This is a genomic window from Paenibacillus sp. JT31N17 (assembly GCF_056269255.1).
Genome location: NZ_JBWDNP010000002.1, coordinates 722,630 through 748,809 on the forward strand (window position 1 = coordinate 722,630; position 26,180 = coordinate 748,809).

The window sequence follows — 26,180 nt, forward strand, 5'->3', positions numbered from 1 at the left end:
AGCGCCGATTTCAGCTTCCTGAAATCGGCGCTGTTTTTTATAAAAAAACCACTTATCCATTCCCGGCTGCAGCAGGAGGGTAAGTGGTTGCATTTTGAACGTATATTAAATGGCCTGCGAGAACGAGCTGCATTCCTCGGAACAATAATGATTGTGCAGGGTTTCGCATTCGTCGCAGACAATATGCTGGTGATGGCAGAGATCATTGGCGCAGTTAATGTAACGGTCGGCGGGCTTGGCGCAATGATGGCATTGTCCCACTACATTGGCTTCCTCCGTATGATTGACCGGAATGGAGATCCGCTCATCGAACACATAACATTTGCCGTCGAATAATCTGCCCTTCACTTCCTCATCCTGTCCATAGGTGACGATGCCGCCATCCAGCTGATAAACGTCCTCGAAGCCTTCCTTCAGCAGAAAGCTGCTCAGCTTCTCGCAGCGTATGCCGCCAGTGCAGTAGGTCAGAATCGGCTTATGCTTATTCTCGCTCAGGTTCTCCCTGATCCATTCGGGAAACTCCTTGGAGGTCTCGATGTCCGGCCGGATGGCGCCGCGGAAATGACCCAGGTCATACTCATACCCATTGCGGCCATCGAGCACAATCACGTCATCGCGCTGCAAATATTCATAAAATTGCTTCGGAGCGAGCCGCTTGCCGCTCTGGAGAGTAGGGTTGATATCTTCCTCGTTGAAGCGGAAGGTGACCAGTTCCTTCTTGTAGCGGACAAATATTTTACGGAAGGTATGCCCTTCGACGGCATCGATCTTGAAGACAATATCAGCAAAAAGAGGATTCTGGCGCAGATCATGCATGTATTGCTCCGTCTGCCCGATCGTCCCCGATAAGGTTCCATTAATTCCTTCGTCGGCTATCAGGATGCGTCCCTTGATGCCAAGCTCTCTGCAGTAAGCCAAATGCTCCTGCGTAAATTGTTCCGCATCGGGTACGGCGATAAATTTGTAAAACAATAATACATTGTACTCGGATTGCCCGTTCACTTTCTTCACCTGCTTCATTGATTGTAAAATACATTCTATATATTTTAACATAACGTGCTTGATTAACAAACGGAAAAATATTATAACCGGCGCCAGACTTTTTAATTAATCTTCAGCTTTTCAAATAATCCAACAAGATAATAATCCATTGCGGTCAATGCATTTTTCCTGAAATCTATTCTGAAACCCTCCAGCTCATGGTCGTCAATCGCTTTAAGCAGCACCTCGGGCATGCTTGCCATATTGGCATACCCTACAATAATGGCGTTCTGAGCCAACAGTAAATTGTAAAAAGCTTCAGCATTTAACAAACTTACTCTTTCAGTCAATAAGCGTACGATATGATCCAATATTGCGTACAATCCCGTGCTGTCTTTAACGGCTGTTTCCTGATCGATATTCTTTTCCAGAATGGTATTCTTTATGGCGCTCAATCGGATCAATACGGAATCCTGGTCCAGAATGCTTTCCATCTCGCTCAGAAAAAAGTTTTTGAATGCTTCAAGTGTCATGGTTTGAAAAGGAAGAAGGACATTCACGAAATTCTGAAAGCGTTTCTCGTATTCCTGGAAAAGCATTTCCATAAACAGGATTTCTTTCGTGCTGTAGTAATAAAACAGCGTCCCGTTTGAAACTTTCGCCGCTTTTGCTATGTCACTCATTTTGATTTTATCAAATGTGCTGTTCTGATACATTTCACGTGCGGTATCTAAAATCAGCTTCGCTTTCTCTGCTTTAGCGCTTTCCGTCATGGCTCTTTTCATTGAAACCGGCACCTCGATCATTAACTTCTATGTCGACTTGCAGTCAATCGTAAGTAATACATGCAGGATTGTCAAGGAAAAGGACAAATACCCTGACTTCAGATTGAGCATTCTCAAAACTGGAATCAAGGTATTCTTAGCTAAGTTTTGTCTTTATTTCATCTGACTCATAATGAGTCTGTCAAAGTTCCTGTCGCTAATCCATTTTCTCAATAAAATCAGGGGCTTGGCCAGTTTACCGACAGCGTATCTGATTTTGGGATTCTTCGCTGCGATTGCTTTTGAAACGATATTTGCCACTACGCCAGGCGATGAACCGCCTCCTGCCTGATAGGAGCTTTTGGTTGTCTTCGCAACGGCCTCTGCCATGGCCTTATACGGACCGTTACCAGAGTTTTTCAGCATAGGCTCGCTCATCACATCTCCGAATGAGGTTTCAATAATTCCCGGCTCAATAACGATGACATCTATTCCAAACGGCTTCAATTCGAGTCTCAAGCAATCGGACCATCCTTCCAGCGCATGTTTGGTTGCATGATACCATGCGCCAAGCGGCGTGTAAATTTTTCCGCCTACGGACGAGGTATTGATGATGATTCCTTTTCTTTGTGCTCTCATATAAGGCACGGCAAGCTGGGTCATTCGGGCCAATCCGAAAATATTCACTTCAAACTGATATCTCGCATCATCCATACTCACTTCCTCTACGCTCCCGTAAAGACCAAATCCGGCGTTGTTGAAAAGCACATCAATTCTTCCTTGTTCCTTGATGATTTTATCCATACAAGCTCTGATTTCATCCTCAATTGAAATATCCATTTTTACTGTTACCGCGCCTGATTCTGTTAGATCGCGCATTTGTTCAACCCGCCTTGAGGCGGCATAAACAATATGACCTTCGGATAGAAGCTTCTTTGCGGTTTCCTTGCCTATACCGGATGATGCACCCGTGATCAAGATGACCTTTTTACTCATCATTCATTCCTCCGCCCTGAATAAGTATTCAGTATATAATTTGTCAACCGAAGTAATTGACTCTAAATCAATTATAATTGACTATGAATCGATTATAATTGACTCAGAGTCGATTGTAAAGGCGGATTTTTTGGTGTACCTCTTGTGGAGGTTATATGGAGCCGTTAATAAATGAATGAACACTAGCATTCCATCAATGACAAGTCCCGCTTGTGCCCAAGCGGTGATAAAAGTCGCAGTGGGAGGAAAAAAGGCAGCTTCGCATTGAACGAAGCTGCCCTAAAAGTATCATGCTGTTTTTTGTTGAGCATAAAGAGGACGACCATTGCTTTGGAGAGGATCCTTAGAAGTATTTTTCTATCAGGATGGTTGCATCAGGGTTGTATGGTCGGTCTGATAATAATCTCATTGACTCCGGTATCCTCGGGTTCATTAATGGCATAGGCAATCGCTCTTGCGATACTGTATGGCGAGATGGCCATGCTTTTCATTTGACTTGCCATCGCTTTTATTTCGGGACTGCTGATCGTGTCGCTCAGCTCCGTATCCGTAAGTCCCGGGGAGATGATGGTGGACCGGATATTGGAGGAAGGAGATTCCTCCTGGCGCAGCCCTTCCGAAATCGCTCTGACAGCAAATTTTGTAGCGCTGTACACAGCCGCGGTCGGACTTACCTGATAACCTACTACCGAGGAGACGTTAAGGATATGTCCCGATTTCTGCTCTCTCATGGTTGGCAAAACAGCGGCGATGCCGTACAAAACGCCTTTGATGTTAACATCGATCATTTGATCCCATTCATGGATCTTGAGTTCATTCAAATGGGAAACCGGCATAATTCCGGCATTATTCACAAGCACATCGATCCGGCCATATTGCTGCAATGCAAGCTGTGCCAGCTTCTGCATGTCCTCTGATGAAGCTACATTGGTTGGTATATAAACAGCTTCTCCGCCGTCTTGTTTAATATCGTTCACGATGGTTTGCAGACGATCCTCTCTTCTTGCCGCCAATACGACCTTTGCGCCCTGTTGGGCCAATAACTTCGCAGTTGCTTCACCTATTCCGCTGGATGCTCCCGTAATAATGATGACCTTGGATTTCAAGTTTTCCATTCGTTATCGCCCCTTAAAGGAATTTTGTTATTGCTTTCTCCCTATGAAACTGGTGTTGATTATTTAACGGCAGTTGATTATCTTACTGCTGTTGATTACTATTATATAGAGAAGGGAAGTTAATTCAATCGGTAATATACGCGCTTTTGTTTCATATCCAACAGCAGCACCGGGAATGTTCAATAACAGGGGAGGCAATGGCCTAATGGCAGCGGAAACGAAAATAGACCGACGAATTCTGCGGACGAAGGAAGCCATCAACAAGGCGTTTCTGGAACTGTTTTCCGAGAAAGAACTCGATCACATCACCATTAATGACATTTCGGAACGGGCGAATGTAAACCGGGGAACCGTCTATCTTCATTACACGGATAAATATGATCTGCTTAATCAATGTATAGATGACCATTTGAACAAAATGTTCCGTGCCTGCAAATTCGACGAGTTTAATCAGGTGCAAACCGGTCTGATTGGTGCGCTGAAGCCTGCATTCGTTTATTTCGAGGAGAATTACCTGTTCTTCTCTTCCATGCTTGCCAATCAAAGAACGACCGTATTTCGGGAACGCCTGATGCAAGTCATTGCGTCAACGGTAGACCAGAAGATAAAAATGAATGACATCAATCAGGAAATGGATAAGGAATTGATTGCCCAATTTATGGCCTCAGCCTTCGTGGGTACCGTGGAGTGGTGGATTCTGAATAAAATGCCGCATCCGCCTCAATTTATGGCGGAGCAGCTGTGGAGATTATTTGAACGGAACGATATTTATCCTCTGGACAGATAAAGCGAAAATACAAGACTGTGAGAAATAAAAGCTCCTGTCCGGCAATTAGCCGGGCAGGAGCTTTTATAATAAGTCAGTGTCCAGCAGAAGGGCAGGTTTCCAATCACCCTACCTGGCAAGCTCGCCAAATCTTGAAAATATCGCGAGCGCGGGATCGATAGGGACCTCGGCGCGCTGTACGTCCTGGGGGATAGCGATGGTGGGAGTCGCTCTTGGCTTCCTGTCGGCAAATTGCGGCAGCCACTGGGCTTCCGCCTCCAGCATCTCGGTGACCATCTCGCGGATTTCCTTCAGGGAAAGCACCGCTGAGGTGAGAGGGTCGAGTGCGCAAGCATGGACAACCGCTTCCGGATCGCCTGTCTTGGCGGCGAGAACAGCTAGACGCTGCACATTAATATTCGTCATATTGAGCGCCATGCACTGCGGCGGCAGATCACCCAGCAGCGTACGGTTTAATCCTGTCCGGTCCGCATAGATCGGCCCCTCTGCGCAGCATTCATCAGGCAGATTGGCGATCATTCCGCTATTTCGGACATTGCCGTTGAACTTGAAGGGCTTGCCTGTCTCCAGCGCTTCTATAATATAGGCGCAGTATTCGACGCTCCGCTTCGGCAGCTTCGTCGGCTCGTTATCCATGATATTCGGCTGATTGTACTTGCCGGCCACATAAGTCGACCACTCGTAAGCCGCGCCGGATTCCCCGCCGAAGGCCGGTTCGTCGCAGTAAAGCGCAAGCTCTCTGGCATTTTTGCGGAACCAGGGGACATATTCGGACAGATGACCCGTCGACTCCGTCATAAAATAGCCGAAATGGCGGAACACTTCCCCGCGCACCTTCTCATTGACATAGAATTCCGGCTGCTCGAACTTCTCCCGCAGCAGGGGATACAAATCCCGTCCCTGATGCTCCAGCCGGAGAAACCAGCCCATATGATTAATGCCAGCGCTTACATAATCGATCTCCGTCTTGGGCAGACCGACGTAACCAGCGATCAGATCCAGCGTCGTCTGCACGCCGTGGCAGAGCCCGACGAATTTCACTTTGGTTTCCCCGAGCGCCCAGCCAATCATCGCCATTGGATTCACATAGTTGAGCAGAAGGGCATTCGGACACAGCTCCTCCATGTCTCTGGCCACATCAAGAATGACGGGAATGCTGCGCAGCGCCCGGAAGATGCCGCCTGGTCCCAGCGTATCCCCGATACATTGATCCACGCCGTACTTAAGCGGAATCTTATAATCCATTTCGAAAGCGGAGACGCCTCCCACCTGGAAGGTGCAGATGACATAATCGGCGCCGGTCAACGCTTCCCGCCGATCCGTTGTAATGGAGACTCTGGATTTCAAGCCATTCTCTGCAATGACTTTGTTCGCAAAAGTCTCCACTTGAGCTGTTTTGGAGGTGGATGGGGCCATGAGCACGAATTCTGTTTCCTCCAGCGCTTCCGTTGCCATAATATCCAACATCAGAGTTTTGCAAAATACAATGCTGCCAGCTCCTATAATCGCGACTCTTCTCATTTGTGTTGAACCTCCTTATGTTTGATGCATGCCCTCATCATAGCATGATTTGTTTTCCAGCTGAACGGTTGTCCCCAACATTATAATCAAGTTAATGATGCGGAATTGCTGAAATGATACAATGGTAATTACGCCGGGCGAGGGGTACAATGGCGATAGATGGGAGTGTTTAAACAAATATGAATATTGAACAAGCAAATCATACGAGGGTGGAACCGGAGAAGCTGCGCGGTATTATATCCGCATTGGCGAAGAGTGCCGGGATGCCTGAAGAAAAGGCTTTATTTTTGACGGATGTGTTGGTTCAAAATGATCTGCGCGGCGTACTCAGCCACGGAACGAGACAAATGGCCACCTATGCGCGTATTATGCGCGACGGGTTGATTAATCCTGATCCGCAGATCAGCATTACGAATGAGGCTCCTTCGACAATCGTGGTCGACGGCGATGGAGGTCTTGGTTATTTTGCCGCTTACCGGGCGGTGGAGAAGCTTGCGGATCGTGCCCGTGAGCAGGGGATAGCCGCTGCGGTCACACGCAATCACGGCCACATCGGCGCAGCCGGCATTTATTCCCGACTACTGGCCGAGCAAGGCCTTATTGGCTATGTCACTTCCGGGCATCAGCTGGAGCTGAAGCCCGAGGATTCGATTATGAGAGCGGCGGGCGGCTCGCCGATGTCGTTTGCGGTCCCTTCCGGCGAAGAGGTTCCGATGGTGCTCGATTTTGGCGCCATGCATGATTTGTATGCCGATTCCCCTCATGTGGACGAGCTGTTCAAACTCGCTCCCGGCCTTGTATTTCGCAGTATGGGTCTGGGTTTCATGTGTCAGGCGCTTGGCGGCTTCCTTGCAGGGGTTCCGGCTGCGCCGTCCGGGAACGGCAAAAGCTTCAACGGAGCGAATCAAGGCGCCTTGATTATTGCGCTTGATATAAGCCGGTTTATTTCTCCGGCAGCCTTCAAGGAAGAAATGGATGCCTATATGAGGATGACCCGCACCATGCAGCCTATGCCAGGGTATGACCAGGCGACGCTTCCCGGCGTTTTGGAAGCACAGCGCGAGCGGGACTGGACAGTCTCGGGAATACCTGTCAGCCGTGAACACAAAGCCGATCTGGCGGCAGCCGCGGCTGAATTCGGACTGGAGCTTCCGTTCTAATAGCCGGGAGTTGGGGCGAGGGATGGTTGTTTCACAGGAGGCCAATCGATCCGGCTGCGAGGCTGCCAAGAGAGTGCCGGTTTCCCCAATATGGCAGCCGCTATGAACAAATTAGAGCATCGATATCAGAAATACCAGGGCAGCTCCCTGGTATTTCTTTTTTTTGAATTATAGAAGAAAGTATAAAATTCCTCATGCTTGTCATGTACAGATTTTGTACAGGTGCGGTTGGTATACTGCATTGAATACAGAATGACTGCCCAACAACCGCTGCTGTATTTGATGAACGGCCGGGCGGGAATGCCGAGGTGAACGCAAGTTGAGAGCGATGTTGATCGATGATGAACGATTGGCTTTGAAACAGCTCAAGAGAATGCTGGAAGAAGTTGTGGGCGGTGTAGAGATCATTGAGATGACATCAAATCCGGTGCAGGCTCTCGAACGGTCGGAGGAGCTTCAGCCCGATGTTGTATTTCTGGATATTCATATGCCCGGCATGAACGGTTTGAAGCTGGGCGAGAAGCTGCAGCAGGCGGTGCCGCATGTAGAGATTGTGTTTGTAACGGGTTATGATCAGTATGCGGTCAAGGCATTTGATATTTGCGCGCTGGATTATATTTTGAAGCCTGTGCATCCAATCCGTCTGCAGCAGACCGTAGAGCGTGTGAGACAGAAAATTATGCTGGTCAGGGAGATAGACGGGTTATCTCCAATACCTTGTCCGGAATCGTCACAGATCTGATGTGATGTGAGCAGCCATGTCCGGGATTTGCAGCGGAAGTAACTTACGATAAGGAAGGCGGTTAGTCTACGTCTTCTTTTTTTTGAAATTTATAGCTGCTATAAGAATCGCATCCGGATGGTATTTATTTACTCGCCAAAATGGCTATGCTAGTATGATAATACCAACTTCTCAAGTTGGAATTGAAGGCTCGGAGTGATGACATTGCCCGGAATTGCTAAGAATCTGACAGATCTGATAGGGAATACGCCGCTGCTCGCGCTCACCAATTTCACCAAAAAATATCATGTCGAAGCTAACATCATCGTAAAACTGGAATCTTTTAATCCGGCAGGCAGTGTAAAAGACAGAATTGGCTATGCCATGATCAAAGATGCTGAAGAACGGGGAATTATTCATGAGGATTCCGTCATTATTGAACCGACGAGCGGGAATACGGGTATTGGTCTTGCCTTTGCGGCCGCGGCGATGGGATACAGATTAATTATTACGCTGCCGGAAAATTTCAGTATGGAACGCAGGAAGCTCCTGGTCGCGCTCGGAGCGGAATTGGTGCTTACCCCCGCGAATGAAGGAATGGCCGGAGCCATAAGAAAAGCCGAAGATTTAGCGGCAATAACCCCTCATTCCTATATCCCCCAACAATTTAATAATCCGGCCAATTCGCAAATTCACAGAACAACAACCGCTGAGGAAATCTGGAGAGATACAGATGGCGGGGTAGATATTTTTATTGGCGGTGTCGGCTCGGGAGGGACGATTACAGGGGTAGGCGAATTGCTGAAGGAGCGTAAGCCATCCGTCCGAATCATCGCTGTAGAACCTTTTCATTCTCCCGTCCTCTCCGGAGGCAGCAAAGGGGTTCATAAGATCCAGGGGATTGGCGCGGGATTTGTTCCGGATAACTTTAACCGGTCCATTGTGGACGAAATTATTCAGGTGAAAAATGAAGAGGCGTTCGATACGGCGCGTAAGTTGGCCCGGGTTGAAGGTCTGCTTGCCGGAATATCATCGGGCGCCGCCGTATTCGCCGCACTCCAAATCGCCAAAAGACCGGAAAATAAAAACAGAAATATCGTTGTCGTGCTTCCGGACAGCGGCGAGCGTTATTTGTCCAGTGATCTTTATCCGGATTCATAACGGTACATGTGTACATTAGATCAGCATGAAGAGGTGACTATTATGGTAGAGAACATTTGGACAGGCAGCAAAGTAAGATTACGTTCAATAGTACCTGGTGATTGGGAGAAGTTTCATCACAATGACTATGATACTGAAACCGCCAGGCTGTGTGATGTCACACACTTCCCGAGATCGGAAGAAGGCACCCGGTCATGGGCGGATAATCAAGCCTCTCTCGGCCCTGATAACGATAATATTATGCTGGCCATTGAAACACATGAGGGCGAGTTGGTCGGAAGCATCAATACCCACAGCTGTGATGCAAGGCATGGAACCTTTAAGTACGGTGTTGCGATATTTCGGGAGCACTGGCGGAAGGGTTACGCAGCAGAGGCTGTCAGGCTGCTGCTGCGGTATTATTTTGAGGAGCTGCGCTACCAGAAAGCAACGGCGCATGTTTATGCTTTTAACGAAAGCTCCAAAGCGCTGCAGGAGCATCTTGGGTTCCAGCAGGAAGGAAGACTTAGAAATATGCTGTTCACGAAGGGACAGCATTATGATGAGCTTGTCTACGGACTGCTCCGGAGCGAATATGACCAGCTGAAAAAATAAGTGGCTGACACAAAGCAGGTATGGAGGAAACGGCTTCTTGACGTAGAATTATTTTGATTAGCGCGATTGATAATCAGGGGGGAGGTAATAACCTTGATTGTTTTAAAAATAATTGGAGTCTCGATTATTGTACTTGCGCCGGCTTATGAGTTTTATAGAAGACGTTTATGGAGAAAATCAAATTCATTCGACTCCTTTTGAGGAAGCAGGCAAGCCGGAAGTTGCCTCACACCGGTCCGAATGCCGGTGAATAGGAGCCTTTGCATCAGAGTGATGAAATTTCATACGGGATCGCAGGAAACCGCCTACAGGGGCGGTTTTTTTTGTCGTTCTGAGCATAAGAAACTGATTTTGGCCTTCAAGGATAGCCATTATTCTTGCGTTATGATCAATTCATTTGGCGTTATGATCAATCTGCCTGGAACGAAATCGGCATTGGATTTGCTTTTTTGCTCATATCGGGAGAAGCCGGTTATCCGTTAGTCTGTGGAGGAGATGCATCTCACTAAACGACCAACGGAGGTTAGGGAATGAAAAGACTGTTCGCAACTGCCCTGAGCATTGTGATGCTGGGCACATTATTAATCGCGTGTTCTTCTAATGGGGGGAACGCCGGCAGCGGCAATACGAATACGGACAAACCGGCGAATGAGACAGAGACGCCTGCCGAAACGACTGCGACAACTTACCCGATACAGACGGACGAGAAGCTCTCCTACTGGGGAGAGATCAACGGCAATCTGATCGGTGTCAAAGCATCGCATAGCGAAATTCCGTTCTTCCAGGATTGGCAGAAGAAGACGGGGGTATCGCTCGAGTTCACGGCTCCGCCGACCGGCCAGACGCAGGAAGCGCTCAACGTGATGCTGGCTTCCGGCGACCTGCCGGATATGATCGAATACAACTTTCTGGGCTTTCCAGGCGGGCCCGAGAAAGCAATCAATGACGGTTATATCCTCAAGCTGAACGATCTGATTGACAAGTATGCGCCGAACCTTAAGAAGTTCCTCCAGGAGAATCCGGACATCGACAAAATGGTCAAAACCGACAGCGGCAGCTACTATGCCTTCCCGTTCATCCGGGGAGACGAATATTTGCGCGTGTTCCAGGGGCCGATTATCCGCAAGGACTGGCTGGACGAGCTGGGTCTCTCCGTTCCGGAGACGATCGACGAGTGGACCGCAGCCTTGACCGCCTTCAAGGAAAAGAAAGGGGCGGCGGCGCCATTCTCGGTTGTCAGCAAGCCGCGCTTCTTCAATGAATCCGGCAACGGAGCGTTCCTTGGAGCGTTCGGCGTGAACCGCGGCTTCTATCAGGAGGATGGCGTGATCAAGTTCGGACCGTCGGAGAGCGGCTTCAAGGAATACCTGAGCTTGTTCCGCGATTGGTACCAGAAGGGCCTGATCGATAAGAATGTCGCCACTGCGGATTCGAAGGCGCTCGACAGCGGCATCGCTTCTGGCGCTACGGGAGCAACCATAGGAAATGCGGGCGGCGGCATCGGCAAGTGGCAGCCGCTTGTGGAAGCGAACAATCCGGAAGCGGTGCTGGTGGCCGCTCCATATCCGGTATTGAAGCATGGCGATATGCCCAAGTTCGGGCAAAAGAGCATGGCTTATGCTTCCGAAGGAACCGTAGCCATAACGACGGCTGCGAAGAATCCGGAGCTTGCGGTCCGGATGCTGGACTACGGCTACAGCGAGGAAGGCAGGATGTTCTTTAACTTTGGCACGGAAGGCGTCAGCTATAATCTCGAGGACGGGTATCCGAAGTATACCGACCTGCTGATGAAGAATCCGGACAAGCTGGCTCCGGCACAGGCGATCTCCATGTATGCCCGCGCCAGCTACAACGGCCCTTTCATACAGGATAAGCGTTACGCCGAGCAATTCTTCGCCCTGCAGACGCAGCGCGACGCGGTTACGACCTGGCAGAAGACGGACGCTAACAAATACAACCTGCCTCCGATCACGCCGACGCCGGAGGAGAGCTCGGAATTCGCCACCATTATGAATGACATAAATACGCTTGTGGACGAGATGACGCTGAAAATCATTTTGGGCTCCGAGCCGCTGGATCAGTTCGAGAGCTACGTTGCGAAGATGAAGTCGCTTAATCTGGAACGGGCGATTGCCATTCAGACCGCGGCTCTGGAGCGCTATAACAGCCGGTAAAGAATGAAAATCCGAAGGAGGGGGTACGGCCCTCTCCTTCAATCCGGATGGAGGTGAAGATGCAAGTGGCAAAAGCGCAAGCGATGAACAGCAGGAAGCCGCTCAGCGGCCAGACGCAGCGGTTCGTCAAGAAAGGCCGGAACCGGTTCGCACGTGACTTCATGCTGAATAAATATTTGTACCTGATGATGCTTCCCGTTATCGCCTATTATCTGATTTTTCATTATGCCCCCATGTATGGGGCCCTGATCGCCTTCAAGGATTATTCACCGATGAAGGGCATTGTGGGCAGCGACTGGGTCGGGCTGAAGCATTTCTATGATTTCTTCAACAGCTATTATTTTGTCCGAATCCTTAAGAATACGATTATCATCAGCTTGTATTCTCTCATCTTCGAGTTCCCCGCGCCTATCATATTGGCGCTGCTGATTAACGAGGTTCGCAGCAGGGCATTCAAGCGTGTTGCCCAGACGATCACCTATATGCCTTATTTCATCTCGCTCGTTGTCATCTGCGGGATCATCACCGACTTTACGAATGCCGACGGCGTGATTAACCGTTTGTTCATGCTGCTCGGCTACGACGGGCAAGCGATGCTCCAGAAGCCGGATCTGTTCCGGCCGATCTATATTCTGTCCGAGATCTGGCAGCGTATCGGCTGGGAGTCGATTATTTATATCGCCGCCTTGATGAGCATCGACCAGGAGCAGTATGAGGCGGCGAGAATGGACGGAGCGAGCCGGTTCAAGCAGATTTTCTACATCACGCTTCCCGGCATCATGCCTACGATTGCCATTATGCTCATCCTGCGGATGGGCAATCTGCTGAATGTCGGTTTCGAGAAGATTATTCTGCTGTACAATCCCATTACCTACGAGAAAGCCGACGTGATCTCTTCGTTCGTCTACCGCAAGGGCCTGCTGGAATTCGGGTGGAGCTACAGCTCGGCAGTCGGCTTGTTCAATTCGGTCATCAATCTCGCGCTGCTGGTAACCGCGAACTATATCAGCCGCAAGGTCAACAAAAGCAGTTTATGGTGAGGTGAGCTATCAATGAAAAGAGAGATTGGCCTGTTCGAGAGATTGTTCGACGCCGGTATCTATGCGGTATTGATCTTCCTCGTCGTTGTGACCTTATATCCGCTGCTGTATGTATTATTCGCTTCATTCAGCGAGGCGGGGCAGCTCATTATCCACAAAGGGATTCTGTGGAAGCCGCTCGGCTTCAGCTTCGAGGCTTATAAAAGCGTCATGAACAACCCCGGCATTCTGATCGGTTACCGCAACACGCTGTTCATCGTATTTGCGGGTCTTGCGGTTAATCTGGTCATGACTGCGCTCGGCGCGTATGTGCTGTCGCGGAAGAATGTGCTGTGGAACAACAGCTTCATGGTATTCATCGTGTTCACGATGTTCTTCCACGGTGGATTGATTCCGCTCTATCTCGTCGTAAAAGGAGTAGGGCTGCTCGATTCGTTATGGTCGACCATTCTGCCGTTCGCGGTCGGCACATTCAATCTGATCATTATGCGCACGGCTTTTATGGGCATCCCCGACAGTCTAGAGGAATCGGCAAAGATCGACGGGGCAAATCATTTTACGATCCTGTTCCGTATTATCATTCCGCTGTCCATGCCGGTAATTGCCGTCATGATTCTTTATTACGCGGTAGACAAGTGGAATGGCTGGTTCTACGCTTCCGTGTTCATCAAGAGCCGCGAGCTGTTCCCGCTGCAGCTTGTGCTCAGGGAGATTCTGATCGCGAACTCCACGGACAGCATGTCGGCAGGGGCCTCGGCGGGCGACCGCCATCAGATCGGAGAGACGATCAAATATGCGACGATCATGGTCGCGACTGTGCCGATCCTGTGCGTATATCCGTTTGTGCAGCGTTTCTTCGTCAAAGGGGTAATGGTCGGCTCATTGAAGGGCTGAAAGCAGTATTTATATGAATCGTTACGGCCGCTTGGCTCAAAAACCCGAATGGAGGGGATCCATTCGGGTTTTTGTGCGTTTCGTCAATCGCTTTGAACGTTTTGCATATTCCGCGGTCTTTGCATTTATAGGTATAATAAGGGTCTGACTCGGGTAACCCCTTGTTAGTTACTCTACGCTTAGGTGAGGAGATTCTATTGAACATCCGACAGTTATGGAAGAAACGGAAGAGTATTATTTTTACATGGCTTATCTCTTACAGCGCTGTCCTGTTCGTGCCGATCCTGATCAGCCTCATCGTTTATTCACAGTCGAGCGGGGCGCTGAGAAGCGAGATTCACCGCGCCAACGATTCCATGCTCAAGCAGGTACGGTATACCATAGACAACCAGATCGATCTGATGAAGCGCTTGAACATGGAGCTGACCTGGAATGCCAAGCTGCAGACCTTGATGTATTCCAGCATGCCCGACGGAAGCGCGCAATTCAGCGCCTACGAGCTGGTGAAGGATTTCCGCATGTATCAAACCTCTTACGCCTCCATCGATGAATTTTATGTAACCTGGGAGCGGGAGGCTTCGGTGCTGCGCCCAGGCAACGTCAGGGATATGAAGACCGCGTTCAATACGCTGCATCAGACAGGGAAGATGACGTATGAGCAGTGGCTCGCGGTCATCGGAGGATCGGAGCATAATCAGTTCATGGTGCTGCCCCATCTTGATTCGGCCAAGCCGAACACGTCAATCGCCTATATTACCCGTCTGCCCAAGGACCTGAACGGCAAGGAAACGGGAACGGTCGTCGTCATGGCCGATACAGTCCGGTTCCAGGCGGCGATCGAGAGCATATCGGGGTTCAGCGGGGGACAGGTGCTGATCCTGAACCGGGATAATGAGGTTCTGTTGTCCAACCTGCCGGTGCAGGCGGATGAGAAGCATATTCTGGAGCGCATCAAGGGTGGCGGTCAGACGATGCCCGCTTCCGCGAAGGATGGCAGCTCGGAGCTCTTTTATCTGCAGTCCTCCGTATCGGATTTGAAGTATGCGCTCGTCATCCCCAGCAGCATTTACTGGGAGAAGGCGGAGTATGTCAGACAGTTCACCTATATCAGTATTCTCATCAGTATTATGGGTGCCGGCGTATTGACCTGGTTCTTCATGCGCCGCAACTATTCGCCGATTCAGCAGCTCGTACAGTCGTTGTCCGATAAGAATGCCAATGAGGAGCGGACGGACTGGAATGAACTGAGCTTCATTCAGCGGGCGATCTCCACTGCCAGAAGCGAGAAGGAGAATATCGCCCTGCAGCTGCAAATTCATCAGAATGTGCTCCGCTCGAACATGCTGAACCGGCTGATGAAAGGCAAGCTGGATTCGCCGATCCCCTACGAGGAAGCCTTCAAATCGTTCAACATGAAGCTGTTGTCCGATGAATTTGCCGTTATCCTGTTCGTCGTGGAGAATGACGGGAGCCTTGCGGAAAATATGCCGGGCATCGATATCAACGAGACGCGGAAGCTGATTCATTTTATTATTACGAATGTGGTGGAGGAGCTGGCCGGCCAGCATCGTCATGCGGGTTACGTGGCCGAAGTGGACGATATGATGGTTTGCCTGGTTAATCTGGCGGAGCCCGATGACGGGCGCTATAAGGATGAGCTGCGTATGATTGCCGGGGAGGCCCAGCGCTTCCTCATGCGGTATCAGATGGATCTGACGGTCTCGATCGGCGGCAAGCACGCCAATTTGTCCGGCATCGCCGCGGCGTATCAGGAGGCGGTGGACGCCATGGAGTACAAGATGGTTCTCGGCAAGAAGGGGATTATTACGTACGACGACATCTGGATCGATCCGGCGGATCATTTGCAGTTCGGCTACTATTACCCGCTCCAGGCGGAGCAGCAGATGATCAATCTGATCAAGGCCGGCGACTTCGAGCATGCATCCGCATTCATGAAGGAGATTACGGACCGGAACTTCAACAAGCCGATCATGTCGCTGACGCTTGCCAGATGCCTGATTTTCGACCTTGTAGGGACAATGGTGAAAGCGATTAACGAGCTGGGCGACGGAGACAGCAGTGTATTGGGCGGCAATCCCTTGTGGATGGATCAGATTATCGCATGCGACACGATTCAGGAGATGCAGGATGAGCTCCATGCCCTGCTCCAAGAGGTATGCGCTTTCGCAGCGGCCAGGCTGGAGACGAATGTGACGCACGAGCGGGCGGAATCGCTGCGGGAGCTGACGGCAAGGGTCGCTCACCATATCGAAGACCATTATCAGGATTCCAATCTGAATGTCAATATGATCGGCGAACGCTTCGACCTGAAGGGCAGCTACCTGTCGAAGCTGTTCAAGACACAGACCGGCGAAGGGCTTCTGGACTATATACACAAATACCGGATAAAGCAGGCCAAGTGGATGATGAAAAGCAGGCAGGAATCGATCTCGGATATTTCGCGGCTGGTCGGCTACAACGATGCGGCTACCTTCATCCGCGTGTTTAAGAAGTATGAAGGCATTACTCCTGGCAAGTATAAGGAAATTCATTAAATCGGGACAAGTAGTGGGAGGTCTGGGAAAATGAGAGGATCACGTCTTACCGCAGTGATAGCTCTTCTGCTGACTGCGGCGCTGCTGCTGTCCGCCTGCGATCGGCAGGATGCCGTTCCGCTTGCCGGGTATTCGCAAGGGAATGCCGTGCCGGAGCAGCAGACAGGTACGGGCAAAGGGGCCGGGGCAGGCTTGCCTGGATATACGGGCGGGATCGGAAGCTATCCGATCCGCACCGGCAAAACGCTCACCTATTGGGCGGAGCTGAACGGCAATGCGGCCAGCATCAAGCCTTCCTTTGAGGACATTCCGTTCTTCAGGGAATGGCAGAAACGGACAGGCGTGAAGCTGCAATTTATCCAGCCTCCGGCAAATCAGGCGAAGGAAGCGATGAATGTGCTCCTCGCTTCGGGCGAGCTGCCGGACATGATCGAATACGAATGGGCAAGCTTTCCCGGCGGGCCGGAGAAAGCCATTAAGGACGGTTATATCCTCAGACTGAACGAAGCCATCGAGCGTTATGCCCCCAATCTCAAAAAATATCTTGGCGGGCACCCGGAGATCGATAAACAGGTCAAGACGGCAGACGGCAGCTATTACGTCTTTCCGTTCATCCAGGGAGACGACAGGCTGCGCACTTACCAGGGACCGGTTATCCGCAAGGATTGGCTGGATGAGCTGGGCCTTCCGGTGCCGGCTACCATTGATGAATGGCATACCGCCCTGAAGGGCTTCAAGGAGAAGAAGGGCGTCCAGGCGCCGCTGACATTCCTGGGCGTGCCAAGCCCGTTATTCGGTATCGAGAACGGCGCTTTCGTAGGTGCTTTCGGCATTAAGAAAGGTTTCTACCTGGATCAGGGAGAGGTGAAGTTCGGACCGCTTGAGCCGGGTTATAAGCAATTCCTCGCTCTGTTCCGCAAGTGGTATGAAGAGGGACTGCTCGACCGGAACATTGCGACGGTCGATACGAAGACGCTCGATTCCAATATGATATCGGGGAGAAGCGGCGCGAGCATATGGAATGCGGGAGCGGGAATCGGTACCTGGCAGCCGATTGTACAGGAGCGGGACCCGAACGCGAGGTTCGTTGCGGCTCCTTATCCCGTGCTGAACAAGGGTGACCGCCCGAAGTTCGGACAGCGGACCAATTTGTACTCGGGCAGCGGCGGCGTTGCCATCTCCAGCAGGAGCGGCAATGTCGAGGAAGCGGTCCGGATGCTGGACTACGGCTACAGCCCGGAGGGACATCTGTTCTTTAACTTCGGAATAGAGAATATAAGCTACACGATGGTGGACGGGTACCCGACGTATACGGATCTTATCCTCCGCAATCCGGACAGGCTTGCGCCCTCGCAGGCGCTTGCCATGTATAACAGGGCCAGCTACTTCGGGCCTTTCGTGCAGGATGTGCGATACCTGGAGCAGTATTATGTACTGCCCGAGCAGAAGGAGGCGACGCGCATCTGGTCGGATACGGATGCCGACAGCCATCTGCTGCCGCCGGTTCCGAAGACGGAACGGGAAAGCGCGGAGCTGTCGGCGATCATGATGGATGTGACGACGCTTGTCGATGAGATGTCCCTGAAGATCATCCTTGGTATCGAACCGGTGGATGCCTGCGATGCCTATGTCGCGCAGCTGAAAGCCCTGCATATTGATAGAGCGATAGAGATTCAGGAGAAGGCGCTGGAGCGGTATAACCGCATGTAACTGCATAATAATGCCAATGGTTCTGGTATAATGCAATCGTGCGGAATATGGAAAATGAAATGAGGTGGCTGATGAAGAAATTGTTCCGTTTTTTTCGGCATTTTATTTTTAATCGAACGATTTACCGGACGATCCTGTTTTCCTATTTGATCGTTAATCTGCTTCTTCTCCTGTTCTTCGGCATGCTCTCTATCCGGGACTCCACGAGAATGATGACGGATGAAATTATCCGTTCGAGCAACAAGGTGATGGAGCAGGCCGCCTTGGGCCTGAGCTTCAATCTGGAAGAGACCAAGCGTTCGCTGATCCTCCTGGCAGGGAATTATTCTGTCGCTTCGCTTATGCGCGAGGCAGGCAAGATGGAGATGATCAACCTGATTCAGCATGAACGCAATATTGCCGAAATAACGAAAGGCATTTATACGTACCAGTCCCTGATCAGCGATGTGCTGATTCTCGGCCAGAATGGATACGTGAACAACTTGAATGGCCGCAATTCCCTCCAGTGGGATTATGCCTTCAGGCAGCAGCCCTGGGTACAGGAATCCTTCCGTTCCCATCCGGACAATACCTTCTTCAGTCTGGGCGTACATGTACAAAACTACTATTTAAAGGATGATACGTCCCGATACGGGCTTCCGACCTTGTCCGTTGGCATGAAGGTGCAGGGTTTTCAGGGGGACACGGTAGGCTCTGTTATCGCCAATCTCGACCTGAACAAGCTGAACGGGATGTTCGAGAGGAGCGCCTATCACAACAGGGGCAATATCTTCCTGATCGACGAGAACCACACCATTATCGTTCACCAGGACAGGGAGCAGATCGGCCACGCTCTGAAATTCCAGGGGATCGAAAAGCTTGATTCCGATATTGGCGGCAACTTCACGGAGGAGATTGACGGGGAAGAGCATCTCGTTATCTATCAGCCTACCGTCATTAAAGGCTTGACCATGATTGCAACCGTTACCATGAAGGAAATCTCCGATCAATCCATCCCGCTCAAATCTAATCTGATCCGCATTCTGTATCTTTGCATTTTGCTCAATACCTTGATCAGCGTGGTTATTACCTTCCGGATTTCGCGCCCGGTCAGCAGGCTGCTGATGACGCTGGACAGAATGGGAGGAGATGACACGCTATTTGTTAAAAACAGGGACTACCGGTATCAGGAGCTCAATCATATCGGCACCAAATTCAAGGAGCTGATGAACCGCATTGAGCTGCTCATTCAACAAAATTACCTGACCCGGATCGCCTTGAAGGATGAAGAATTCAAGGCTCTTCAATCCCAGATCAATCCTCACTTTCTGTTCAATACGCTGCAGCTGCTGCAAACGGAGATCGTATGCGGGAATATCCAGTCCTCCAATACGATCGTGCTGTCCTTAAGCAGCCTGTTTCGTTACTCCATGCGGCAATCCGACGAAATGGCGGAGCTGGCGACGGAGCTCGCCCATATGAAGGACTACTTATTTATCATGAACAAAAAATACGAGGATCGGATTACAGTGACGGTTCATATTCCGGATCCTGCGGTCCTGGCTTATAAGATTCCGAAGCTCATTCTTCAGCCTATGGCCGAAAATTCGATCCGGCACGGCTTCGGGGAGAACCGCCGGGAAGGCGCGATTCGGATAAGCGTCCTCTCTGTTAAGCGCGGGCTGCTGATCGTCATCCGGGATACGGGTAAAGGGATGGACAGGCACAGTCTGAAGGCGCTGAGGCGGCATATTGATCCTGCCAGCCCAAAGCCGGGCAATATCGGACTGTATAATGTCAACCACCGGATCAAGCTGAAGTTCGGCAATGATTACGGTATTTATATCCGAAGCGACGAGAATGTCCATACGACCCTGTATATTTTGCTGCCCGTCATTCCCGGCGGAGCCGATTTGCGGAAAGGGGACCTTTAATGAAATTGCTGATAGCCGATGACCAAGCCTCCCTCCACACCTTTCTGGACAAAATGGTAGACTGGCTCTCGTTGGGGATTACCGAGATCAGACATGCTTACGACAGCAAGGAAACGCTGCTGATCATTGAACAATTCATGCCGGATCTGCTGATACTCGATGTGCAGATGCCCTTCATGAACGGCCTGGAAATGCTGAAGCAGCTGAAGCAGCCCTTCCGAAAACCGAAGACGGTTATTTTGAGCGCCTATGACGAATTTGAATTTGCGCGGGAAGCGCTGCACCTGAGCGTAGCCCAGTATTTGCTTAAACCGGTGGATGTCGCTCTTCTGACGAGTGCCATCAGGGAGCTTCTCGCAAGCATTCAGGATGAGCAGCAAGCAGCGCTCGCTCATGAGCTGGGCCGGATAATTCAGTCCTTATCCTGTCCGGCAGAATCGTTTGAGGTGATCGGGCGCTCGTTCCAGGCGCTGCAAATAAGGGAATACATGCTGCTGGATGTAGATGGCGGACAGCCGTCCGCCGAGTCATTGATCGAGTGGATTTCCGGGCTTGAAGATGCGATTATACCGGTCGTGCACCGGAAAAGCCCCGACGGATATTCCTGCTTGCTGGGAATGACAGCCCCGGTTCCAGCCATGCGGCTGGAGGAGTTGTATCGGCAATTATCCGATCGATGGCTTGAGCGGTTTGCGGATTCACAGGCTTCAATCGGGATCAGCACGGTAGCTGATACTCCCGACAGATTGCCGGAGCTGTACAGGCAGAGTGAGGAAGCGGGCCTGCAGCGTTTCTATTCGCAGGAAGCGGTCAATCTGTACAAGGAAGGCTATTTCACGACAGACTGGAGAACCAGGGAGCTTCAAAGATATGAGCGCGCGCTTCCGGAGAAGGTATCCTATGGCTTTCAATCCGCTTCGGTCAGCAAGCTTGTATCCGGGCTGTTCGATCATTTTCGGGAGAAGCGTCTCCATCCGGAAAACGTATATATGCTGATTCTCCACTATGTGTACAGAACCGGACAAGCCTTGAATGACTCCGGTGCAGGGAAGACGGAGTGGGCTGGAATAACACTCGACATGCTCAAAGCTTGCCGGACGGCGGATAGACTTGAGCATTACCTTCAAGCCCTGCTTCACCGTATTGCCGATAAATCCGAGGCTGCGCCGCATGCCGGTGAAACGGTGCTGCAGGTGAAGCATTTCGTCGATCTCCATTATGGCGAGGATCTGTCGCTGCAAAGGATCGCCACGCTGTTCAACATGGATAAATTTCAATTAAGCAGAGCCTTCAAGCAGGAGCTGCATATTAATTATTGGACGTATGTGATGCAGGCAAGAATGTCCAAGGCCGCTGAAATGCTGGTCAATACGGAGATGAAGAACAGCGCGATTGCTGCTGCAACCGGCTTTGGCGACGAGAGCCATTTCAGCCGCAGCTTCAAAAAGCATTTTGACCTGTCCCCCAAGCAGTACCGGCAAGCAAAGGCAGGAGCGGAAAGCGGCAGTTGAATCCGGAGCAGCGGCCGGAAGCTCCAATGACTCCTGGCTTACGCAACAAAATACAAATAAACATGCAACAATATGAATTCCCCCGTTGCGGCAAAGAAGTTATCATATGGCTTGTAAGTGCTTACAACCAGTATTGAAGGGGGAACTAATACGATGAGAAGAATAAGGAGCCTGCTTCCGATTGTTCTATTGACTGCTTTGCTGCTCAGCGCATGCGGCAGCGCCGGCGGCAATGAGCAGGGGGCGGAAAGCAGCAATGGGCAGACGGAGGAGAAGGTTAAGCTGAGCCTGCTTTCCTGGAACAATGAAACCGAAATGAAGCCGGTTCTCGACGGATTCAAGAAGAAGTATCCGCATATTTCCATTGATTTTCAATTCGCTCCGCCCGTGAAGGACTATATTGCCAAGCTCCAGACGATGCTGTTGTCGGAATCGGCTACGGACATTTTCATGATTGCCGCCGAAAACCGGAATGAAATTATCGACGGCGGTCATGCGCTGGATCTGACGGATTTTCCATTCATGGAAACGATGCTGGACAGCAACAAGCCAATGCTCAGCAAAAACGGCAAAACCTATGCATATACGCAGAACGGCTGGGTTGGCGGCTGGTATTATAACAAAGACCTGTTCACGAAGGCGGGAATTGAGAAGCTGCCGGAAAACTGGGATGAATTCGTCGCCCTCTGTCTGAAGCTCAAGGAAGCCGGCATTACTCCGATCTATGACAATATGCAGGACCTCACCCAGATTCATTCCGCGCTGTACGGCAACATGACCCTCGCGGCAGACGCAAATTTTGATGACAAAATCTTTACCGGAGAAAAAACATTCGCCGAAGGCTGGACGGAAGTGTTCAAGCTATGGAAAAAGGATCTGATCGACACCCAGATACTGACACCGGATATGATCGGTCTGACAGGCGATCAGATTGAGAGTGAATTCACGCTGGGCAACGTCGCGATGTTCTTCGGCGGTCCATGGAGCATCGCCAAGCTGGAGGCAACGGAGGGGCTGAACTTCAGCATGATGCCTATACCGGGTCCGAAGCAGGGCGCGAATTATTATGTAGGAGCGCCAGGCGTCGGGTTTGCGGTCAATACCGCCAGCAAGCATCAGGAGGAAGCGCTGCAGTTCATCGAATATTTAAGCACGCAGGAAGGGCTGCAGCTGTTTTATGACGGAACGGGGGCGTTGATAACGGTTAAGGACTTCGAGGCCAAGGTGCATCCGGCGCTGCAAACCGCTTTTGAAGAAGGGCTGATGAAAGGAAACGTCTACCTGCCGATGGTAACGTGGCCGCGTCATCAGGAAGCGCTCCGCAATCAATTCGTCATCTCGACACAGGATATGGCAGTCGGCAAAATAACACCGGAGCAAGCAGCGGAAGCGATCGATAAAAAGTTCGAGGAAATGGAAAATAAATAACAGTCAACGCGTCAGGGCAATAGGGAAACCTGCTGCTCTTTCGGCTGCTGAGAGGAGACAATCGTGACTAAGGTTCTTCGACTGCTACAGTACCAGATTTTTCTGCTTCCGATCCTGCTGGTCTACACGCTATTCACGATCTATCCGTTAATTCGCTCTCTGATCCTGAGCTTCACGGATTTTGACGGGTATGACAAGAATTATGCTTTTACCGGACTAAAAAATTATATGCAATTATTTACCGACGACGCCATCGTATCGGGCATCTCGTTCACCCTGCTGTTTGCACTGCTGAGCACCCTGCTGATCACGATATTGGCCATACCGCTGGCTCTCATACTGGATCAGAAATTTATGACAAGAAATTTGCACCGGGCCATCTTCTTTTTCCCATCCATTCCGAGCGGCCTTTTGCTGGCTTTCATATGGGGATTTATCCTGTCGCCCGTTCCATCCGGCGTTCTCAACACGGTGCTGCGTGAAGTCTTCCATGCCGGCCCACAGCCGTGGCTGTCGGATCCGCTTCTGGCCAAGCTGTCTACCATTGTTGTGGCTGCCTGGGCGGCAGTGGGCTGGCATGCCGTGCTGTATCTGGCCTTCCTTCAATCGATTTCCAGGGATTATTATGAAGCCGCCTCGATAGACGGGGCCAACCGCCGGCAGCAGATCCGCTATATTACGCTGCCGCTGCTTGCGCCAGCCATGACGGTAAGCGTCATGCTGCTTCTTACAGGGGGGCTCAAAGTCTATGAAGTGCCTTTTGCCTTGACGAAGGGCGGACCCGGCTTCGAAACCCATACGATTACACAGGTCATCGTGCTGCGCGGCATCACGGAGACCCAGTATGGGCTGGCTTCCGCGATATCCATTGTTTTCTTCCTGATTGTATTGGTTATCGCCTATTTCCAGGTTACCCTGATGCAGAAAAGGGAGGATCGGATCCAATGACGGGCGCAGTGAGAAGAAATTGGTGGTTTGACATTCTGATGCTGCCGGTCGGATTGCTGACGTTCTTTCCGTTCTACCTGGTTATCGTCAACACATTCAAGAGCGAGCAGGAAACGGCGGCCAGACCGATGAGCCTGCCGACGACCTGGGATTTCTCGAATTACGCCCAGGTGTTCGAGCAGACTTCCATCGTCCAAAGCTTCGGCAACAGCCTGGTCGTGACTGTCGTGTCCGTCCTGCTGATGGTGCTGATTGGCGCAATGGCGGCTTACCCGGTCGTCTTCAACCCGGGACGTCTGAATCACTATGTCATGCTTTATTTGCTGCTTGGCTTCATGATTCCTTTCCAGACGACGCTGATTCCATTATTTCAGCTGATGACCGATTTGAACCTCGTCGACCGCCTTTACGGACTGATTGCCTTGTATACAGGGGGGGCGGTGTTCGTCTTCTTCCTGATGCTCGGTTATATGAAAACGATCCCGAAAGAGCTGTCGGAGGCCGCCATTATTGATGGAAGCTCGATATGGGGAATATTCTGGCGGATTATTCTTCCCCTGCTCAAGCCGATCACCGTCACGAGCATCATCTTCCAGACGATGTGGATCTGGAATGACTTTCTGGCCCCGATGCTGTTTCTGGGCTCCCGCAGCAACTCTACGCTTGTTCTGGAAATCTACAAGGCAAAGGGAGAGTTCTCGGTGAATTGGCCTTTGTTCATGACCATGACCGTTATAACGCTTATTCCGATCTTTATCTTCTTCATCCTCATGCAGAAGCAGATTGTGAAAGGCATCGTAGGCGGAGCGGTAAAAGGGTAGTCAACGATGTCACGTCGTTGAAGACGCAGGAGAAAGTCTGCGACTATCCGATTTCCCGACGATGTACACGCCGAGGCGCGATTTCTGAACGGCGATTGTAATCAGCCATGAAAGAATGAATGCGACAGCTCCTCCTGCCCATATGAGCAGATGATAGGATATCGCGCCGTGGATCATCACTTCCTGACGCCAAAGGAGCAGGAAGAATGGATGGATGAAATAGATGCCGAATGAGTACGTGCCGATCGAAAGCAGCGTATTTCGCGAAAGATGAAGACGTCCTCCTTCCAGCAGCGATGCAGCCTGCAGCAGAACGATGCAGCTGATTGCGGCGTAGGAGTAGTCGGAAACGAAATTGAGATAAGAGTAATACGGCTGCGGAATCCATTGCGGATTTGTTTTCTGCAGCCACATCTGGCCGACATAGATAACGGCGGAGATGATAAATCCGGCAAAAAGGCACCATCTCCGCCAATCCTTGCCGCCTGCCGTAATGGTTTTCAATTTTCCGGCCGCATAAGCGCCCAGAAAAAAATAGAGCAGGTACGAGCCGATGAACGAGCCGACCCCTTTCATATCAAGAGCGTAATAATTTAACAGGTAAAAGGCGGTTTGGGCTGCTGCGCCGCACAGCAATGGATGGTTCTTGACGAATCGGATCCGAAACAGCAAATGAAAGAGCGGGAATGCCAGGTAAAATTGGGCGATGACAATGATGAAGTACAGATGGGGGTAACTGCCGCCGAACGGCAGTCCCTTAACAAAGCCGAGCAGGCTGTCTTCCGCGGACACATGCTTGACGTATGAGTCGGCAGCTGAGTAGAACACGGACCAGATCAAGTAGGGAATAAGGATGGTTTTCAGCCGCTTACGGTAAAAAACGAGCCAGTTTTGCTTCGTTCTCTCATCATAATGATAAAAAAGCAGGAGCGAGCTCAGGAAGAGAAAGGCCGGCACGGCAAAATGCGAGGCTGCATTAATAATCTTGTAGACGGGAAAAAGTGACGAAGCCGTCGACAGCTCAGTGATCGCGGACGACGTCGTATGAATCGCCAAAACGGCCAGAATCGCAAATCCCCTTAATATTTCGAGATAAGTAAGTTTTTCTCTCACCATACGCCCTCCGATAGCAGTTGATCTATATCCTGAATATTACCTCCAACGAAAGATTAGCTACTTACATATGGACATCCAGCGCGCCCTTCGAATCAGCTTACAGAATCTTCTAGCCAGTATGCCCGAAAACTCCCCTGGACATATTCATTTCTCCTGGTCCCCTTATTCTCATTTCTGACAGATTCCGATTAGAAAACTTTTCCTTTTAGGCCGCGTCTAACTTTTTAGGAATGTAAATATCTTAGGAGGCGGTGGCGGGAAACGGACTTA

The 26,180-nt window shown here is 50.7% G+C and carries 21 protein-coding genes; 15 read left to right on the forward strand and 6 right to left on the reverse strand.

Annotated features, from left to right (window positions below; translation table 11 throughout):
* Positions 1–105: 105 nt before the first annotated feature.
* From trhO to AC0YOB_RS10685, 4 genes are all read right to left on the reverse strand, one after another.
* A complete protein-coding gene (gene trhO, locus AC0YOB_RS10670; protein ID WP_475792822.1) occupies positions 106–1,020 on the reverse strand; it encodes an oxygen-dependent tRNA uridine(34) hydroxylase TrhO in 915 nt (304 codons plus the stop codon).
* Positions 1,021–1,103: 83 nt separating this feature from the next.
* Positions 1,104–1,766: a TetR/AcrR family transcriptional regulator gene (locus AC0YOB_RS10675; protein ID WP_475792823.1), complete on the reverse strand. Its 663-nt coding sequence runs from the start codon at positions 1,764–1,766 to the stop codon at positions 1,104–1,106.
* A 153-nt stretch (positions 1,767–1,919) separates the two neighbouring features.
* Positions 1,920–2,744 carry an oxidoreductase gene (locus AC0YOB_RS10680; RefSeq protein ID WP_475792824.1) on the reverse strand — a complete coding sequence of 275 codons (825 nt, stop codon included), beginning with the start codon at positions 2,742–2,744 and terminating at the stop codon, positions 1,920–1,922.
* Between the two features lie 371 nt (positions 2,745–3,115).
* Positions 3,116–3,856: an SDR family oxidoreductase gene (locus tag AC0YOB_RS10685; protein ID WP_475792825.1), complete on the reverse strand. Its 741-nt coding sequence runs from the start codon at positions 3,854–3,856 to the stop codon at positions 3,116–3,118.
* A 205-nt stretch (positions 3,857–4,061) separates the two neighbouring features.
* Here AC0YOB_RS10685 and AC0YOB_RS10690 point away from each other — a divergent pair, with 205 nt between their 5' ends.
* Positions 4,062–4,643, forward strand: a complete 582-nt coding sequence (locus AC0YOB_RS10690; RefSeq protein WP_475792826.1) for a TetR/AcrR family transcriptional regulator — start codon at positions 4,062–4,064, stop codon at positions 4,641–4,643.
* 108 nt (positions 4,644–4,751) lie between these two features.
* Here AC0YOB_RS10690 and melA read toward each other — a convergent pair whose 3' ends face one another.
* A complete protein-coding gene (melA, locus tag AC0YOB_RS10695) occupies positions 4,752–6,164 on the reverse strand; it encodes an alpha-galactosidase (RefSeq protein ID WP_475792827.1) in 1,413 nt (470 codons plus the stop codon).
* A gap of 179 nt (positions 6,165–6,343) precedes the next feature.
* Here melA and AC0YOB_RS10700 point away from each other — a divergent pair, with 179 nt between their 5' ends.
* The 14 genes from AC0YOB_RS10700 to AC0YOB_RS10765 all read left to right on the forward strand — a co-directional run bounded on the left by AC0YOB_RS10700 (position 6,344) and on the right by AC0YOB_RS10765 (position 24,794).
* Positions 6,344–7,324 (forward strand): Ldh family oxidoreductase, encoded by a 981-nt coding sequence (locus AC0YOB_RS10700; RefSeq protein WP_475792828.1) that lies wholly within the window; start codon positions 6,344–6,346, stop codon positions 7,322–7,324.
* 328 nt (positions 7,325–7,652) lie between these two features.
* Complete coding sequence (locus tag AC0YOB_RS10705) at positions 7,653–8,066, forward strand: LytR/AlgR family response regulator transcription factor (RefSeq protein ID WP_475790117.1); 414 nt, start codon at positions 7,653–7,655, stop codon at positions 8,064–8,066.
* 204 nt (positions 8,067–8,270) lie between these two features.
* Positions 8,271–9,206, forward strand: coding sequence for a cysteine synthase A (cysK, locus tag AC0YOB_RS10710; RefSeq protein WP_475792829.1), 936 nt, complete (start codon positions 8,271–8,273; stop codon positions 9,204–9,206).
* A gap of 42 nt (positions 9,207–9,248) precedes the next feature.
* A complete protein-coding gene (locus tag AC0YOB_RS10715; RefSeq protein ID WP_475792830.1) occupies positions 9,249–9,800 on the forward strand; it encodes a GNAT family N-acetyltransferase in 552 nt (183 codons plus the stop codon).
* Positions 9,801–10,330: 530 nt separating this feature from the next.
* On the forward strand, positions 10,331–11,974 hold the full coding sequence (locus AC0YOB_RS10720; protein ID WP_475792831.1) for an extracellular solute-binding protein: 1,644 nt from the start codon (positions 10,331–10,333) through the stop codon (positions 11,972–11,974).
* Between the two features lie 161 nt (positions 11,975–12,135).
* Positions 12,136–13,014, forward strand: coding sequence for an ABC transporter permease (locus AC0YOB_RS10725; RefSeq protein ID WP_210037657.1), 879 nt, complete (start codon positions 12,136–12,138; stop codon positions 13,012–13,014).
* 12 nt (positions 13,015–13,026) lie between these two features.
* Positions 13,027–13,908, forward strand: coding sequence for a carbohydrate ABC transporter permease (locus AC0YOB_RS10730; protein WP_210037521.1), 882 nt, complete (start codon positions 13,027–13,029; stop codon positions 13,906–13,908).
* A gap of 197 nt (positions 13,909–14,105) precedes the next feature.
* Positions 14,106–16,463 carry a helix-turn-helix domain-containing protein gene (locus tag AC0YOB_RS10735; RefSeq protein WP_475792832.1) on the forward strand — a complete coding sequence of 786 codons (2,358 nt, stop codon included), beginning with the start codon at positions 14,106–14,108 and terminating at the stop codon, positions 16,461–16,463.
* Positions 16,464–16,493: 30 nt separating this feature from the next.
* Entirely contained in the window at positions 16,494–18,173 is a 1,680-nt protein-coding gene (locus tag AC0YOB_RS10740) for an extracellular solute-binding protein (RefSeq protein ID WP_475792833.1), read from the forward strand.
* A 71-nt stretch (positions 18,174–18,244) separates the two neighbouring features.
* Positions 18,245–20,086 (forward strand): cache domain-containing sensor histidine kinase, encoded by a 1,842-nt coding sequence (locus AC0YOB_RS10745; protein WP_475792834.1) that lies wholly within the window; start codon positions 18,245–18,247, stop codon positions 20,084–20,086.
* Entirely contained in the window at positions 20,086–21,597 is a 1,512-nt protein-coding gene (locus AC0YOB_RS10750; protein WP_475792835.1) for a helix-turn-helix domain-containing protein, read from the forward strand. The genes AC0YOB_RS10745 and AC0YOB_RS10750 overlap by 1 nt, the downstream gene beginning before the upstream one ends.
* Before the next feature lie 153 nt (positions 21,598–21,750).
* Positions 21,751–23,025: an ABC transporter substrate-binding protein gene (locus AC0YOB_RS10755; RefSeq protein WP_475792836.1), complete on the forward strand. Its 1,275-nt coding sequence runs from the start codon at positions 21,751–21,753 to the stop codon at positions 23,023–23,025.
* A gap of 63 nt (positions 23,026–23,088) precedes the next feature.
* Entirely contained in the window at positions 23,089–23,973 is an 885-nt protein-coding gene (locus AC0YOB_RS10760; protein WP_475792837.1) for a carbohydrate ABC transporter permease, read from the forward strand.
* Positions 23,970–24,794 carry a carbohydrate ABC transporter permease gene (locus tag AC0YOB_RS10765; protein WP_475790098.1) on the forward strand — a complete coding sequence of 275 codons (825 nt, stop codon included), beginning with the start codon at positions 23,970–23,972 and terminating at the stop codon, positions 24,792–24,794. The genes AC0YOB_RS10760 and AC0YOB_RS10765 overlap by 4 nt, the downstream gene beginning before the upstream one ends.
* 9 nt (positions 24,795–24,803) lie before the next feature.
* On the opposite strand, the gene AC0YOB_RS10770 is transcribed toward AC0YOB_RS10765, so the two are convergent.
* Positions 24,804–25,910, reverse strand: a complete 1,107-nt coding sequence (locus AC0YOB_RS10770; RefSeq protein ID WP_475792838.1) for an acyltransferase — start codon at positions 25,908–25,910, stop codon at positions 24,804–24,806.
* Positions 25,911–26,180: the final 270 nt, after the last annotated feature.